The sequence below is a fragment of the Pseudomonas sp. GW456-L13 genome (assembly GCF_017350115.1).
In the GTDB taxonomy this organism is placed as follows: Bacteria; Pseudomonadota; Gammaproteobacteria; order Pseudomonadales; family Pseudomonadaceae; genus Aquipseudomonas; species Aquipseudomonas jessenii.
Window position 1 is genome coordinate 1678697 of the sequence record NZ_JACNAS010000002.1, and the last position, 15820, is coordinate 1694516.

Here is a 15820-nt window from a genome sequence, read left to right on the forward strand (position 1 = left end):
CGAAAGGACTCTTCAAGGAACGATGGCCCCTATGACCTCCAGCTCCGAACACGCCCGCCTGCTGCGGCTGGCGACCCGTGCCTCGGTGGCGGTGGCATGCATCCTGATCGTCGCCAAAGCCATTGCCTGGTGGTTGAGCGGCTCGGTGAGCATGCTCGCCGGGCTCACCGACTCGACACTCGACGGCGTCACGTCATTGCTCAACCTGCTGGCGGTGCATTACGCCCTGCGCCCCGCCGACAATGATCATCGCTACGGGCACGGCAAGGCCGAGTCATTGGCGGGCATGGCCCAGGCATTGTTCATCGGCGGCAGTGCGGTACTGATCGCGTTGCAGGCCTACGATCGGTTGAAGCATCCCGAGCCCGTGGGCGCACCGTGGATCAGTATCGGCGTGATTGTGTTTTCCCTCGTGCTGACCCTGGCTTTGTTGATGTTTCAACATCGGGTGGTCAAGGCCACCGGCTCCAACGCGGTGCGCGCCGACTCCCTGCACTACCGCTCGGACATGCTGCTCAACGGCAGCATTCTGATCGCGCTGGTGTTGGCCGGGTTTGGACTGCATCAGGTCGACCCCTGGTTCGGCCTGGGAATCGCCGTCTACATTCTGTGGAGCGCGGTGCAGATCGCCCGGGAGAGCTTCGCGGTGTTGATGGATGAAGAACTGCCGCCGGAGGTCAGCCAGCACATGCTGGAATTGGCGTGCAGCGTCCCCGGCGTATTGGGTGCCCATGACCTGCGCACGCGGATCTCCGGCAACCAGTGGTTTGTGCAGTTGCATCTGGAGCTGCCGGGGGAGCTGACGCTATCCGTTGCCCATGGCATCAGCGATCAGGCTGCCGCCGCCATTCACACCGCCTACCCGCGGGCCGAAGTGCTGGTGCACGCCGACCCGCAGGAAGTGGTGAAAGCCGCGCGGGATCAGTAAGTCACCTGATAACCGCGACTGCTCAGGCAGTTACCCTGGGCCTGTCGGTAGGCTTGCACCACCGACGGGTCTGGCTGGTAGGTGGCGGTTCGTGGATCGAAACCACTCTGCTGCACCGCGTATTGATAACACTCGTAACCGTCCCGACTGACCTGCTCCGGCGACTGCCCGTTGGCTGGATACGCCTCCACGTCATAACCGCTGTTGCCAGCGGGTGGTTGCGGCTGGCCAACCGGCGGTTCGACCACGACGTAGTCCTGAGTGCTTTGCTGATAGGCATAATAGGAACCGGCCGCCAGGAACAGCAGCGCCCCGCCGATCCATACCTGCTCGGCGTAATCGGGCAGGTACCTGACACGAATCCCGCGCGGTGGCTGCACCACCACGTAACGCGGGCCCAGCGGGCGATACCAGTAGCCACCGGAATAGAAGTAATCCATGCCACGGTAAGGCACGCGGTAGTCGCGCTCGGGAAAGCGGTCGATCACTTGACCGGGACGATACCTGGGGCCAGGCCCCCAGCCGTTGCCGCGTCCACTCGGGCGCCCCTGCCCGTGATTGTCATAGGACGGTGCGACTGTGTAACCACTCCAGCGCTGTTTGTCATCGTTGCGACGTGGCTGGTCCTTGTAGTAACCGCGCTGCGGCTCCTGGGTCTGGCGCACGGTGTCGGGCCGGGGCTGGATTGGCATGTCAGTGGCCGGCATCTGCGGCGGTGGCGGCGGCGAGCGCACCTGGTTGTTGAAATCCGGCGCTGGACGGCTCTGCCTCTGGTCATTGTCCTGACGTTGATTCTGGCCGCCGTGCTCTTTCTGGCGGTTGTCCTTGTTCTGCGCCCGGGGCTGATTCTGCTGCTGGCCGTTTTGCGGATGCGGCTGGTCACCGCCACCACGGCCCTGGTTATCGCCCTGATGCCCACCCTGGCCGCGTTGCCCGCCATCATGGCCACGGTTTTGCGGCTCATCGGCCATCGTTTGCACCGAGACACTGACACACAACAAACCAACACCGGCCAAACGCCAGATGCGCGATTTCATGCTTTACCTCATTGCGGGTAAGGGCCTGTACTTAAGACTGGGAAAGCGCTGGCCGGTTCTGTGACAGGTTATCTGTCACACAACTTATTTATTGAGGCCAGCGGGTCAAATTCCACGCAAGAAAAAGGGGAGACCCGTCGGCCTCCCCTTAGAGAACTTCGTCCTGGCTCGACACTTGTGGCGTCGGCTCACCTCACGCCGTCTTCTGGACAGTGTGTAGCTCGGGGGCCGGCACATCCCCGGTGGGGGTGGCGACCGCGGCGGGCCTGATTCGGCGAGCCGCACTGGACTGTTTGTCCGAGCAGTGATTCTGGTGATAAGAATAGGCCGGGAGCGCCGGCAGAGGATTGCGAAGATTGCTGAATTAAACATCACTTGCGCAATTTTTAACCCTAGATACATAATCCTCCGCAATAGTTACGACAAAGGACCGATTGATGAGCAAGCTCGACCGTTACGACCTGAGTATTCTGGCGGAATTGCAGCGCGACGCACGCATCTCCAACCAGGAGCTGGCCGAGCGCATCGGCCTTTCGCCTTCGCCGTGCTCGCGGCGGGTCAAGCAACTGGAAGACGACGGCTACATTTCCCGCCAGGTCGCCCTGCTCGACCGCAAGATGCTGGGCCTGAGCCTGACCGCTTACGTGCTGATCGGCATGGACCGTCACACGCCGGAGCGTTTCGAGAATTTCGAAGCGGCCATCCGCACCCTGCCCCAAGTGCTCGAATGCAGCCTGGTGACCGGGATGGATGCCGACTATCAGCTCAAGGTCGTGGTGCCGGACATGGATCACTACCAGAAACTGCTGCTGGGGCATCTGACGCGGATTGAAGGCGTGACCAGCGTGCGATCGAGTTTTGTGTTGAATCAGGTGTTGAACAGCACCGAACTGCCTTTGACTCATCTGCGCAGCTGAGGACGCCATCGCGAGCAAGCTCGCTCCCACAGGTTTTGTATGGATCACGACACTGCGGTCAACACAAAACTTTGTGGGAGCGAGCTTGCTCGCGATGGGGCCGGCACAGGCGACGAATGACTGCGACACACCGACGCAGGTCAATACTGCACGAAGCCAGTGCGGCGTATACTCGCCGCGCCCTTTTAGCCTCGCCTGTGCTGGAGATGTTCGATGGATCCTGCCGTTTTCGAAGAATGGATGATGACCGGTCTGGTCACGATCCTGATCATTTTCATGGGTTTCATCGTCTGGGATCTGGCGAAAAAGTCCAAGGCCGGGCGCTTTGGCTCGTTCATTCTGTTTTTCGTGCTGGGCTTGGGCGTGGCGGCGTTCATCATCAAGAGCGTGGTGATCGGCCTGATCGAATCCGGCACTTTATAAGCGCGCCGGTACTTCTTTCCACTGTCCCTGATCGAGCCCTTCGATCGTCCAGTCGCCGATCCTGACTCGCACCAGGCGCAAGGTCGGCAACCCGACCGCAGCGGTCATGCGCCGCACCTGCCGGTTGCGCCCTTCGCGAATCACCAACTCAAGCCAGCTGGTCGGCACGCTTTTACGAAAGCGAACCGGCGGATTGCGCGGCCACAGCTCAGGCTCGTCCAGTTGCCGTGCCTCGGCGGGCAAGGTCATGCCGTCATTCAATTCGACGCCGTCGCGCAAGCGCTGCAACTGTTCGGTGTTCGGCTCGCCCTCGACCTGCACCCAATAGGTCTTGGCCAGCTTGTGTTTCGGATCGGCGATCCGCGCCTGAAGCTGGCCGTCGTTGGTCAGCAGCAACAAGCCTTCGCTGTCGCGGTCCAGCCGTCCGGCCGGATAGATTCCCGCTACATCGATGTAATCCTTGAGGGTCGCGCGCCCTTCGCCGTCGCTGAATTGCGTCAGCACATCGAAAGGTTTGTTGAACAGGATCAGCTTCGGCTCGGCTGGTGGCGCCTTGGCGACACGGCGCGGGGCTGATGGGGATGGCTTCGCGCCGGGGCGACGGGAAGGTGGACGAGATGGACGCGACATGGGCAAAACAACATCTAACGGTCAGGGCTGCTAATGCTAGTGCCCTGACCGCCAAATGACCATGACAAACCGTTAGCGGAACGGCGGCTCGTCGAAGCTGCGCAGTTTGCGCGAGTGCAGCGAGTTGAGTTCGGTGCGCAACAGATCCACCGCCTCGATACCGATCTTCAGGTGCTGGCTGACCGCGCGCTCATAGAAAGCGTTGGCCGAGCCCGGCAACTTGATTTCGCTGTGCAGCGGCTTGTCCGAGACGCACAGCAACGTGCCGTACGGCACCCGCAAGCGATAACCCTGCGCGGCAATGGTGCCGCTTTCCATGTCCACCGCCACGGCGCGGGACAGGTTGATCAGCGGCCGCTCCTGCGCCCAGCGCAGCTCCCAGTTACGGTCGTCGTAGGTCAGCACGGTGCCGGTACGCAGGCGTTTCTTCAGTTCGTCGCCCTTCTCGCCGGTGACGTTGGCCGCCGCTTGCTGAAGCGCGAGCTGCACTTCGGCCAACGCCGGAATCGGAATGTTCGGCGGCACCACCCGGTCGAGAATTCCGTCGCGACGCATGTAGGCGTGGGCCAGCACGTAGTCGCCAATGGTCTGCGACTGACGCAGGCCGCCGCAGTGACCGATCATCAGCCAGCAGTGCGGGCGCAGCACGGCCAGGTGGTCGGTGATGTTCTTGGCGTTGGACGGGCCGACACCGATGTTGACCAGGGTCACGCCGTGGCCATCGCTGGCGATCAGGTGATACGCCGGCATCTGGTAGCGGTGCCAGACCACCCCGGCGGCAATCGCCGAGGCTTCGCCGTGATCCATGCTCTTTTCGATGATCACGTTGCCCGGCAGCACCATGCGCACGAAACGCGGGTCGTTGCGCAGTTGCTCCAGACCATGGACGATGAACTGATCGACGTAGCGGTGATAGTTGGTCAGCAGAATCCACGGCTGCACATGCCGCCAGTCGCTGCCGGTGTAATGCACCAGTCGGCGCAGGGAGAAATCCACCCGTGCGGCATCGAACAGCGCCAGGGGCAGCGGGTCGGTGTTTTCCCAATCGTACAGACCGTCGGCAATGCCGTCGGTCGCCGCCGACAGGTCGGTACTCGGGAACACCCGCGCCAGTACGGCGGCGGTGACGCCGGAGCCCGCCAGCTCATCGCCCTGCTCGACCACATACGGATACGGGATGTTCTGCTGGCTGACTCCGACTTCCACGGTCACGGTGAAGTCGTGCATCAGCGGAACGAGCTGTTCCAGCAGGTATTTACGGAAAGCCGAGGGATGGGTGACGGTGACGCTGTAGGTGCCCGGCAGCTGGACCTTGGCGTAGGCACGGGTGGTCTGCGGGACTTCGCCCTGGCAGTGATAGGTCAGGCGCAATTCGGGATAGCGGAACATCGAGCGCTGTTCGGCATCGGGCTCGACGCGATCCTTGAGGTAGCGCTTGAGCGCCTGGCTCAACGCGGTGGTTGCACGATTGTGCAAGAGTGCAAGCCGATCCACGGCTTGCTCGGCGGTTTGAACGACAATAAAAGCTTCGGTCACGATCAGCATCCTGTGTTCTGACTTGCAGACCTTCATCTTGCCTGCATCGTCGCTTCACGGGAACAGTGGCATTGACTGAGTACAGAGAACAACTGTGGGAGCGAGCTTGCTCGCGATAGCGGCGCATCAGTCAACATCACTGTTGAATGTTGATCCGTCATCGCGAGCAAGCTCGCTCCCACAGGAGTTTACGGCGCTGATCAGAAGCCTTGAGGAGTCGAACGGGCGACAATCGCTTCCACGTCCAGGCCTCGTGGTAACGCGCCATACACTCGGCCGCCGCCATTCAGGCGACTGGCGATGAAGGCATCACTGACCACCGCATTCCCGGCTTCCAGCAACAGCTTCGCCTGCAGCCCCAGAGCAATGTCTTCAGTCAGTTGCCGGGCGCGGTACTGGATGTCGCTGGTGTCCTTGAAGGCCGCCTGCAACTGGCTGATGTGCGCCGCCAGGCGCTTGTCGCCATGGCCATCGCCCAACTCGCTGAACAGCGCATCGAGCACGCCTGGTTCTTTCGACAGGGCACGCAGCACGTCGAGGCACTGCACGTTGCCGGAGCCTTCCCAGGTCGAATTCACCGGCGCCTCGCGGTAAAGCCGCGGCAGGATGCTGTCTTCGACATAACCCGCGCCGCCCATGCATTCGGCCGCTTCGTTGATCATCGCCGGCGCCCGTTTGCAGATCCAGTACTTGCCCACCGCCGTCACCAGGCGGGCGAATTTGGCTTCCTGCGAATCATCCAGATGATCCAGCGCCCGGCCCATGCGCAGGCTCAACGCCAGGGCCGCTTCGCTTTCCAGCGCCAGATCCGCCAGCACGTTCTGCATCAACGGCTGTTCGCTGAGCAGTTTGCCGCCAACCGATCGGTGAGCGCAGTGATGGCTGGCCTGGGTCAGCGCCTGACGCATCAGCGAACTGGAACCGACCATGCAATCGAAGCGGGTCATGGCGACCATTTCGATGATTGTCGGAACGCCACGGCCCTCTTCACCGACCATCCACGCCAATGCTCCACGGAACTCCACTTCGCTGGAAGCGTTGGAGCAGTTGCCGAGCTTGTTCTTCAGGCGCTGGATATAGAACTGATTGCGCGTGTCGTCCGGACGATGGCGCGGCAACAGGAAACAGGTCAGGCCCTTGTCGGTCTGCGCCAGTGTCAGGAAGGCGTCGCACATCGGCGCCGAGCAAAACCACTTGTGCCCCACAAGTTCATAGGCCTGGCCCGGACCGCTGGCGCCGACCGGATAGGCCTTGGTGGTATTGGCCCGCACGTCGGTACCGCCCTGCTTCTCGGTCATGGCCATGCCGATGGTGACTCCGGCCTTGTGGACCATGCCGACATTGCGCGGGTCGTATTCGGTGGCGAGGATTTTCGGCAGCCACTTTTGCGCCAGATCCGGTTGCAGGCGCATGGCCGGAACGCTGGCGAAGGTCATGGTCAGCGGACATCCACTGCCGGCCTCGGCCTGGCTGTGCAAATAGGTCATGGACGCGCGGGCGACATGGGCGCCGTCCTGCGGGTGCGCCCAGGGCAGCGAGGTCAGGCCGTGTTCGACCGCCGTGCGCATTAATTGATGATAGGCCGGATGAAACTCCACCAGATCAATGCGATGACCAAACCGGTCATGGCTGTTGAACACCGGCTTGTTCTGATTGGCCAGGAACCCGGCTTCCATCAACGGGCCACCGGCCAGCGCGCCATAGGCGTCGATCCGCGATTCGGCCCAACCGGCCCCGAAGCGCCGCGACCATTCCTGCAACGGCAAGTCGATGCGGTACAGGTTGGCGCCGTCCAGTGACGGTGGCTGGTTGGTGACTTCGTGGGTTTCGGCGAACTGATGCAGGTTCATGACAGGGCTCCTTTGGTCGGCCAAGGGACTTCAGTTAAGCACCGCCCCTCGGCCGAACAAAGTGTCATATACGCCTAACTGTCGGCGCTTTCGCCCTGTTGCGGGCAAAGCACACGGCGGTAGAGCGCGGCCTGCAAGTCTTCGAATTTCACCGGTTTGTTCAAGTGATCAATCACTGCGCCGGTCGGGCAGCGTTCTCGGTCACCGCTCAGGGCGATCATGAACAACGGCAGCTCGGCATAACCGGGTAACGCGCGGATCCGGCAGCACACCGACTCACCGTCCGGCAGCGGCAACTGACAATCGACCAGCACCGCGTCAAACATTTCGCGCTGCAACAGATCGAGCGCGACATCGACGCTGTTGGCCGTACGTACGCGAAAGCCCAGCTTGAGCAACATGCCACGCATCACCAACTGGCTGATGCCGTTGTCATCCACCAACAGCACGGCACAATCCTGGGGCAAGCGCAGGCGCGGAAAATCCCGGGTCATCAACGGCGTCACCGGACGTTCGGCCGCCGGCAACCCGACTTCCACATCCAGCTGAAACCGGCTGCCGCGCCCTGGCTCGGAGCGATGAGTCAGTCGCCCACCGAGCAATTCGACCAACTGTCGGCAAATCGCCAGGCCAACCCCCAGGCCACCGTATTCACGGGTCATCGAGCCATCGAGCTGGAAGAACCGTTGATACATCGTGGCCTCCCCTAGATCGGTGAAACCAATGCCCGTGTCGATCACCGCAAAGGTCAACGCCAGCCGGTCGGGCTCGATGGTCCTGCCGGTCACCCGCAGCGCCAGACCGCCGACCTTTGTGAACTTGATGGCGTTATCCAGCAGGCATTCCAGGCACTGCGCGATCTTGACGTTGTCGCCGAGCAAGCGATCCGGCACACCTGGTGCGACATCGACCTTGAAGTCCAGCGACTTGCTCGATGCGTTGCCCTCGAACTGCGTGCGCAGTGCCTCGACCACGCCACGCAAGCTGAAGGTGTCGGCCGAGGCCTTGAGTTTGCCGGCCTGCAATTCGGTGAGGGTGAGGATGCCGTTGACCATGCGCATCATGTCCCGCGCCGACCCCGAAGCCGTCTGCTGGTAGTACTCGAGTTCCGGGTCCATCTCGACCGTCTGCATCAGCTCCAGTGAACCGATCACACCATTCATGGGCGTGCGCAACTCGTGGGTCAGGGTGGCAAGGAACTCGTCCTTGAGCTTGTTACTGTGAGCCAGTTGCTGGTTGAGGACTTCAAGCTTCTGGCTGGCGTCGAACAGGGTTTGAGCCTGCTGCTCGCGCATCGCGTTGATGCGGTCGGCCAGCGCCAGGGACAGCAACGCCACTTCGATGGCCGAGCCGATCTGACTGGAATACATGGTCAGGAACACGTTCGGCAGGTATCCAAGCACCATCAGCGTATTGACGATGCCACCGAGTAAAAACGCCGACCAGGCAATGATGAAATACCGCGCCACCCGCAGGCCCCGCAGCCAGGCAAAGATCCCGGCGGCAAAAATCACCACGGTGAATGTCAGCGCCAGGGCCGTGGCCAGGCGCAAGGCCAGGGCATAGCTGGTCATCAATGACAGGCCGATCACCAGCGCACTGAAGGCAACCAGCGCCAGCAACAAGCGGTCAAGCCAGCGACTGTGGGTAGCCATCTGCAGGAAACTGCGGGCGAACTGACTGCCGAACAGCCCCGCACAGCCGATGAAAAACGGCGTCGCAGCGTTAGCCCACCACGGATTGTCCGGCCAGAAATACTGCACGGCCGCACCGTTTACCGACAGCTGATACAAGCCGAACGAGGCGATATAAAAGATGTAGTAGAGGTAACTGGTGTCGCGCACGCTGAGGTAGATGAACAGGTTGTAGACCAGCATCCCCAGCAGTACGCCGTAGATCAGCCCCAGTACGTAGAGGCGCACGGGCTGCTCTTCGAGGTAGGCGGTGCTCGACCACAAGGTTACCGGCGCCTGGATCGAGCCTTCGCTTTGCAAGCGCATGAATACGGTTTCGGCCTGGTCCGGCTTGAACGTCAGGTCGAACAGATAGTTGTTCTGACGAATCTCGCGGCTGGCGAAGGGCAAGGCATCGCCGGTCTGCCTGACCAACTGATAGTTGCCGGCCGCATCGGGCAAATAGAGATCGAGATGATCGAGGGGCGGATAGGCCAGTTCCAGCAGCCAGGTCCTTTGCGCCGCCGGATTGGCTGGACGGTAATGCAGGTCGATTTTCAGCCAGAACACCGAACGCGAGTACCCGGCGTTAAGCGTATCTTTGTGGTGCGGTTTGAAGTTGCCGGCCGCCGCTTGCGCACGGATATCCGCGATGGTCGCCTGACCACCTGCGTCCTCATAGACCTGCAGGGTTCGGCCCAAGGGGAGGCTTTGAGTGAACTCATCGAACTCGACGGCGTTTGCCAGGAGGGGCAAACACAACAGCAACATCAGCAAATAGCGCATTGAAGCCCCAGCGTGGCCTGTCCGGTTCTGTCAGGAAGCCCCCCATTCCTTTTGAGCAGACGTAAAACCGGTATCACCTGTTATTGGTTTGGATCCACTCTAGCATAGCCGTTGATGGCCAATGAGAACCACAGAAATTTTTCCTACAAAGGCTCTAGAACGGGCGTTCCAGCAACACCAACGAACGATTATCAATGACAGGAATATCACTGTGGCGAGGGGGCTTGCCCCCGTTCGGCTGCGAAGCAGTCGTAAAACCAGCCGACTCGATGAACCTGACGGGTCACTGGGGCCGCTTCGCTGCCCAACGGGGGCAAGCCCCCTCGCCACAATGTATCGACCAAACACACTGCCACAACACCCGAAAAACAGGTTTGGTGGTAAGCTCGCGCACCATGAATATCTACAGCTCTCGCCCCGTTGTCCTCTGTCTCTCCGGCCACGACCCAAGTGGTGGCGCCGGCTTGCAGGCAGATATCGAAGCCCTGCTCGCACAGGGTTGCCATGCGGCTCCGGCCGTCACCGCCCTGACCGTGCAAGACACCGTCAATGTCACTGACTTCCGCGTCCTGGACCGTGAGTGGGTACTGGCCCAGGCCAATGCCGTGCTCAACGACTCCGAAGTCGCCGCCGTCAAACTGGGCATGCTCGGTTCCCTGGAAATGGTCGACACCGTGGTCGAACTGCTTTCGGCGCACCCGCACTTGCCGGTGGTCTGCGACCCGGTGCTGCGCGCTGGCGGCGGCGGACGCCTGGGCAAGGACGAGGTCGGCTACGCCATGCGCGAACGCTTGCTGCCCCTTTCGATCATTGCGACCCCCAACCTTCCCGAAGCCCGCATCCTCGCCGAACTGCCCGAAGGCACCGCGGACGAGTGCGCAGAAAAACTCCTGCCGTTCGTCAAACACCTGCTGATCACCGGCGGCCATGGCGACGAAACCGAAATCCACAATCGCCTGTACAGCCGCGACGGTCTGCGCGAAACCTTTACCTGCCAGCGTTTGCCGGGCAGTTATCACGGTTCCGGTTGCACCCTGGCCAGTGCGCTGGCCGGTCGTCTGGCCCAGGGCGAAAACCTCGCCAGTGCCGTGCAGACCGCGCTTAACTACACATGGCGCACCCTGCGTGATGCCGAGCAACTAGGCAAAGGCCAGTTCGTGCCGCGCCGCTTGCCACTGGATTTCTGCTCGTAACTTCTATTTGTAATGCGGTGAGGCTTGTCCGATGAAACTACGTGGCCTGTACGCCATTACCGACAGCCATTTGCTGGACGGTAAGCTGCTCAAGTACGTGGAGGCGGCGCTGGAAGGCGGCGTCACCTTGCTGCAATACCGCGACAAGAGCAGTGACGAAGCCCGTCGTCTGCGCGAAGCCGAAGCCTTGCGTGATTTATGCGAACGCTACAACACCCGGTTGATCATCAATGATGACGCTGAGTTGGCCGCACGCCTGAATGTCGGCGTGCACTTGGGTCAAACTGATGGTCCATTGTCTCCGACCCGCGCCCTGCTGGGTCGCGATGCAATCATCGGTTCGACCTGCCATGCGCAACTCGACCTCGCCGAACAGGCCGTCAAAGAAGGCGCCAGCTACGTCGCGTTCGGCCGCTTCTTCAACTCCAACACCAAACCCGGCGCCCCGACCTGCAGTCTCGACCTGCTCGACCAGGCACGCAGCAAACTGCACCTGCCGATCTGCGCGATCGGCGGCATCACCCTGGAAAACGCCGCGCCGCTGGTGGCCCATGGTGTCGACCTGCTGGCCGTGGTGCATGGCCTGTTTGGCGCCGAAAGCACGGCTGAAGTAACCCGCCGCGCCCGCGCATTCAATGAATTACTAAAAGTCTGAGAGCCCGATCATGTCTCGTTCCGAAACGCTGTTTGCCAATGCCCAGAAACACATTCCCGGTGGCGTGAACTCGCCGGTTCGCGCGTTCAAGAGCGTCGGCGGCACGCCACTGTTCTTCAAGCACGCCGAAGGCGCCTACGTCACCGACGAAGACGACAAGCGTTATGTGGATTACGTCGGTTCCTGGGGTCCGATGATTCTCGGCCACAGCCACCCGGACGTACTGGACGCCGTGCGCAAACAGCTTGAGCACGGCCTGTCCTACGGCGCCCCGACCGAGATGGAAACGCAGATGGCCGACCTGGTCTGCTCCCTCGTGCCGTCGATGGAAATGGTGCGCATGGTCAGCTCCGGCACCGAAGCGACCATGAGCGCCATTCGCCTGGCCCGTGGCTTCACCGGCCGCGACAGCATCATCAAGTTCGAAGGCTGCTACCACGGCCACTCCGACAGCCTGCTGGTCAAGGCCGGTTCCGGTGCACTGACCCAAGGCGTACCGAGCTCGGCCGGTGTACCGGCGGCATTCGCCAAACACACCCTGACCCTGCCGTTCAACGACATCGACGCGGTAGAAACCATGCTCGCCGAAGTCGGCCAGGACGTGGCCTGCATCATCGTCGAGCCAGTGGCCGGCAACATGAACTGCGTGCCGCCGGCACCGGGTTTCCTCGAAGGCCTGCGGACCCTGTGCGACAAGCACGGCGTGGTGCTGATTTTCGACGAAGTGATGACCGGTTTCCGTGTCGCCCTCGGCGGTGCCCAGGCGTACTACGGCGTGACGCCGGACCTGACCACCTTCGGCAAGATCATCGGTGGCGGCATGCCGGTTGGCTGCTTCGGCGGCAAGCGCGAAATCATGCAGCGCATCGCCCCGCTGGGCCCGGTGTACCAGGCCGGTACGCTGTCCGGTAACCCGCTGGCGATGGCCGCCGGCCTGACCACCCTGCGTCTGATCAGCCGCCCGGGCTTCCACGCCGAGCTGACCGACTACACCACTCGCCTGCTCGACGGCCTGCAACAGCGCGCCGATGCGGCCGGCATTCCGTTCGTGACCACCCAGGCCGGCGGCATGTTCGGCCTGTACTTCAGCGGTGCCGACAACATCGTCACCTTCGATGACGTCATGGCCAGCGACGCAGCCCTGTTCGGCCGCTTCTTCCACCTGATGCTCGAAGGTGGCGTGTATCTGGCACCGAGCGCATTCGAAGCCGGTTTCACTTCGATCGCCCACGGCGAAGCTGAACTGAAGCTGACCCTGGACGCCGCCGAGCGCGCCTTCGCGGCCTTGAAGTAACGTTCAAATGCTGACGCTGGCCCTTGCCAGCGTCAGCTTTCGCCTACGCTCCCACGATTTTTCCTACTCATCTGCTAATAATCCCCCGCAAAGTGGGCGATAAATTTCCCGTGCAGCAGAAAAACGAGTAAAGACTTTGTAAGGTTGGCCCTGCTTATTTCATAATGCGCGCTTATTGGATCCCTCGATGGGTCCGCGCGCCCTTCAGAGGTAAGTCGATTCCCATGAACCGCACCGGCCGCACCCTTGCACTGGGCTGCCTGTTGCTTCTTCAGCCCCTGCTCGCGCACGCACAAGCAGGCGGCAACTCGTTGTTAATCCCAGCGATGGGTCGCTGCACCCTCAATACCCAGCCGCAAGACCTGGAACAGGCGCTCGCCGCCTGCCAGAAAGCGTCGGAAGAAGGGGATGCGCAAGCGCAATACGAGTTGGGTGAGTTCTACTACGAAGGCAAAAACACGCCGCGCGACCTCAATCAAGCCCTGAGCTATTTCGAAAAAGCCTCGCTGCAAGGCCACGCCCAGGCACAATTCAAACTCGGCACCATGTTCTTCCACGGCGAAGGCGTGCCGGCCAATAACGTTCAGGCGTACATCCTGCTGAAAATGGCGGCGGTCAACGGCGCCGAAGAGGCCCTGGACACCGCCGACGAAGTCACCGAAAAGATGCCCCGCGAAGAACTGGAGCTTGCTACCCAGGTGCTCGGGCAAATTTTCCGTAAATACCTGATGGAATTGCAGAGCGCCGATGGGCGTACGCCGTTCGCGCCACTGCCCTGACTTCCGTGTTGTTCTGACTGCCCCAATCGCGAGCAAGCTCGCTCCCACATCCGACTGCATTCCCATGTGAGAACTCGGCCAACTGTGGGAGCGAGCTTGCTCGCGATTGGGGGCGACCCGGTCTTGAGCCCTACTTCTCGGGCATCGGCATCGGAAACGGCATGACATTGCCGACCGCGCCACGGGCTTCGCTGATTTTCGGTGTTCCCATTCGCTCGACTTCATCGATACGCACGATCGAATGCATCGGCACAAAACTGCGCACTACGCCTTCGAACTGAGCCTTGAGCTTTTCTTCGCTCGGATCGACGACCACTTGCGTGCGCTCGCCAAAGACGAACTCTTCCACTTCCAGAAAGCCCCACAGATCACTTTGATAGATCTGCTTGGCGTACATTTCGAACACCTGGCCCTGGTTGAGGAAAATCACCTTGTAGATTGGAGCTTCACGTTTGGTCATGGTGGGCGAAACACATCGGGGGATAAAAATGAGGGCGCGAACTATAGCATAGCCATCGGACGCGCAGCGGTAGGAACCTGGGTACATGTTCCCTATAATGCGCGGTTCTTTGAATCACGTGATGACTCTATTCCATGGCCAAGAAGCTTTACATCGAAACCCACGGTTGCCAGATGAACGAGTACGACAGCTCGCGCATGGTCGATCTGCTGGGCGAACATCAGGCCCTGGAAGTCACCGCTCGCGCTGAAGACGCCGACGTGATCCTGCTCAACACCTGCTCGATTCGTGAACGTGCCCAGGATCGTGTCTACTCCCAGCTCGGCCGCTGGCGCGAACTGAAGCTGGCCAACCCGGACATGGTGATCGCCGTCGGCGGTTGCGTGGCCAGCCAGGAAGGCGCGGCCATTCGCGATCGCGCGCCGTACGTCGACGTTGTCTTCGGCCCGCAGACCCTGCACCGCCTGCCGGAAATGATCGACGCCGCGCGCATCAGCAAGCTGCCGCAAGTCGACGTCTCGTTCCCGGAAATCGAAAAGTTCGACCACTTGCCCGAGCCCCGCATCGACGGCCCGAGCGCTTACGTGTCGGTGATGGAAGGTTGCAGCAAGTACTGCACGTTCTGCGTGGTGCCCTACACCCGCGGTGAAGAGGTCAGCCGGCCGTTCGACGACGTGATTGCCGAGATCATTCACCTGGCCGAAAACGGCGTGCGGGAAGTGACGCTGCTGGGGCAGAACGTCAACGGCTATCGCGGCCTCACCCATGACGGGCGCCTGGCCGACCTGGCCGAGCTGATCCGCGTGGTCGCCGCGGTCGATGGCATCGACCGCATCCGCTACACCACGTCGCACCCGCTGGAGTTCTCCGACAGCCTGATCCAGGCCCACGCCGACGTGCCGGAGCTGGTCAAGCACCTGCACTTGCCGGTGCAATCGGGCTCGGACCGCATCCTCGCGGCGATGAAACGCAACCACACCGCGCTTGAATACAAATCCAAACTGCGCAAACTGCGCGCCGCCGTGCCGGGAATCTGCATCAGCTCGGACTTCATCGTCGGCTTCCCCGGCGAGACCGAGAAAGACTTCGAGCAAACCATGAAGCTGATTGCCGACGTCGGCTTCGACTTTTCCTACTCGTTCGTCTACAGCCAGCGCCCGGGCACACCGGCCGCCGATCTGGCCGATGACACGCCGGAAGAGCTGAAGAAAGAACGTCTGAATGCCCTGCAGCATCGCTTGAACCAGCAAGGTTTCGAGATCAGCCGACAAATGGTCGGCTCGATCCAGCGAATCCTGGTGACCGATTACTCGAAAAAAGACCCGGGCGAGCTCCAAGGCCGGACCGAGAATAATCGTATCGTCAACTTCCGCTGCGACAATCCGACCCTGATCGGCCAGTTCGCGGACGTGCACATCGATGCCGCGCAGCCGCACTCGCTGCGGGGCTCGCTGATCCAGTAACACTGCATTCCACTGTGGGAGCGAGCTTGCTCGCGATAGCGTCAGGCCAGACAACTCATATGTTGAATGTCAGGCCGTCATCGCGAGCAAGCTCGCTCCCACAGGGACTGCGTACGACGTTGGTTATTTAAGAGCTTTCGCACCCACGCCACTGGCGCTATCCTTGAACTCATCACCATTGCCCCAGGGCGGCTAA

Annotated in this window: 14 protein-coding genes; 8 read left to right on the top strand and 6 right to left on the bottom strand. The window is 61.4% G+C overall.

Annotation, left to right across the window (positions count from 1 at the left end; all coding sequences use genetic code 11):
• Positions 1-31: 31 nt before the first annotated feature.
• The gene (locus J4D25_RS21745; protein ID WP_057713176.1) at positions 32-928 is read left to right on the top strand and encodes a cation diffusion facilitator family transporter; all 897 of its coding nucleotides are present in this window, start codon (positions 32-34) and stop codon (positions 926-928) included.
• Here the strand turns inward: J4D25_RS21745 and J4D25_RS21750 are convergent.
• Positions 922-1965: a DUF6515 family protein gene (locus tag J4D25_RS21750; protein ID WP_057713175.1), complete on the bottom strand. Its 1044-nt coding sequence runs from the start codon at positions 1963-1965 to the stop codon at positions 922-924. The two genes, J4D25_RS21745 and J4D25_RS21750, sit on opposite strands and share 7 nt — an antisense overlap.
• 437 nt (positions 1966-2402) lie before the next feature.
• Between J4D25_RS21750 and J4D25_RS21755 the strand changes: the two genes are divergently transcribed.
• Positions 2403-2882, top strand: a complete 480-nt coding sequence (locus J4D25_RS21755; RefSeq protein WP_007937367.1) for an Lrp/AsnC family transcriptional regulator — start codon at positions 2403-2405, stop codon at positions 2880-2882.
• A gap of 213 nt (positions 2883-3095) precedes the next feature.
• On the top strand, positions 3096-3305 hold the full coding sequence (locus J4D25_RS21760; RefSeq protein WP_015096955.1) for a DUF2788 domain-containing protein: 210 nt from the start codon (positions 3096-3098) through the stop codon (positions 3303-3305).
• Here the strand turns inward: J4D25_RS21760 and J4D25_RS21765 are convergent.
• From J4D25_RS21765 to J4D25_RS21780, 4 genes are all read right to left on the bottom strand, one after another.
• Positions 3300-3935: a pseudouridine synthase gene (locus J4D25_RS21765; protein WP_057713174.1), complete on the bottom strand. Its 636-nt coding sequence runs from the start codon at positions 3933-3935 to the stop codon at positions 3300-3302. The two genes, J4D25_RS21760 and J4D25_RS21765, sit on opposite strands and share 6 nt — an antisense overlap.
• 72 nt (positions 3936-4007) lie before the next feature.
• Positions 4008-5507: an AMP nucleosidase gene (amn, locus tag J4D25_RS21770; RefSeq protein ID WP_173677927.1), complete on the bottom strand. Its 1500-nt coding sequence runs from the start codon at positions 5505-5507 to the stop codon at positions 4008-4010.
• 164 nt (positions 5508-5671) lie between these two features.
• The gene (locus J4D25_RS21775; protein WP_057713173.1) at positions 5672-7321 is read right to left on the bottom strand and encodes an acyl-CoA dehydrogenase family protein; all 1650 of its coding nucleotides are present in this window, start codon (positions 7319-7321) and stop codon (positions 5672-5674) included.
• A 74-nt stretch (positions 7322-7395) separates the two neighbouring features.
• The gene (locus tag J4D25_RS21780; protein WP_057713172.1) at positions 7396-9780 is read right to left on the bottom strand and encodes a hybrid sensor histidine kinase/response regulator; all 2385 of its coding nucleotides are present in this window, start codon (positions 9778-9780) and stop codon (positions 7396-7398) included.
• Between the two features lie 395 nt (positions 9781-10175).
• On the opposite strand from J4D25_RS21780, the gene J4D25_RS21785 reads away from it, so the two are divergent.
• From J4D25_RS21785 to J4D25_RS21800, 4 genes are all read left to right on the top strand, one after another.
• The gene (locus J4D25_RS21785) at positions 10176-10973 is read left to right on the top strand and encodes a hydroxymethylpyrimidine/phosphomethylpyrimidine kinase (protein WP_057713171.1); all 798 of its coding nucleotides are present in this window, start codon (positions 10176-10178) and stop codon (positions 10971-10973) included.
• 31 nt (positions 10974-11004) lie between these two features.
• A complete protein-coding gene (gene thiE / locus J4D25_RS21790; RefSeq protein WP_057713170.1) occupies positions 11005-11628 on the top strand; it encodes a thiamine phosphate synthase in 624 nt (207 codons plus the stop codon).
• Positions 11629-11638: 10 nt separating this feature from the next.
• Entirely contained in the window at positions 11639-12922 is a 1284-nt protein-coding gene (gene hemL, locus J4D25_RS21795) for a glutamate-1-semialdehyde 2,1-aminomutase (RefSeq protein WP_046041700.1), read from the top strand.
• A 224-nt stretch (positions 12923-13146) separates the two neighbouring features.
• Positions 13147-13701 (top strand): tetratricopeptide repeat protein, encoded by a 555-nt coding sequence (locus J4D25_RS21800; RefSeq protein WP_057713169.1) that lies wholly within the window; start codon positions 13147-13149, stop codon positions 13699-13701.
• A 130-nt stretch (positions 13702-13831) separates the two neighbouring features.
• Here J4D25_RS21800 and J4D25_RS21805 read toward each other — a convergent pair whose 3' ends face one another.
• Positions 13832-14161: a DUF1820 family protein gene (locus tag J4D25_RS21805; RefSeq protein WP_008052403.1), complete on the bottom strand. Its 330-nt coding sequence runs from the start codon at positions 14159-14161 to the stop codon at positions 13832-13834.
• A 134-nt stretch (positions 14162-14295) separates the two neighbouring features.
• On the opposite strand from J4D25_RS21805, the gene miaB reads away from it, so the two are divergent.
• Positions 14296-15624 (top strand): tRNA (N6-isopentenyl adenosine(37)-C2)-methylthiotransferase MiaB, encoded by a 1329-nt coding sequence (gene miaB / locus J4D25_RS21810; RefSeq protein ID WP_015096961.1) that lies wholly within the window; start codon positions 14296-14298, stop codon positions 15622-15624.
• Positions 15625-15820 lie beyond the last annotated feature (196 nt).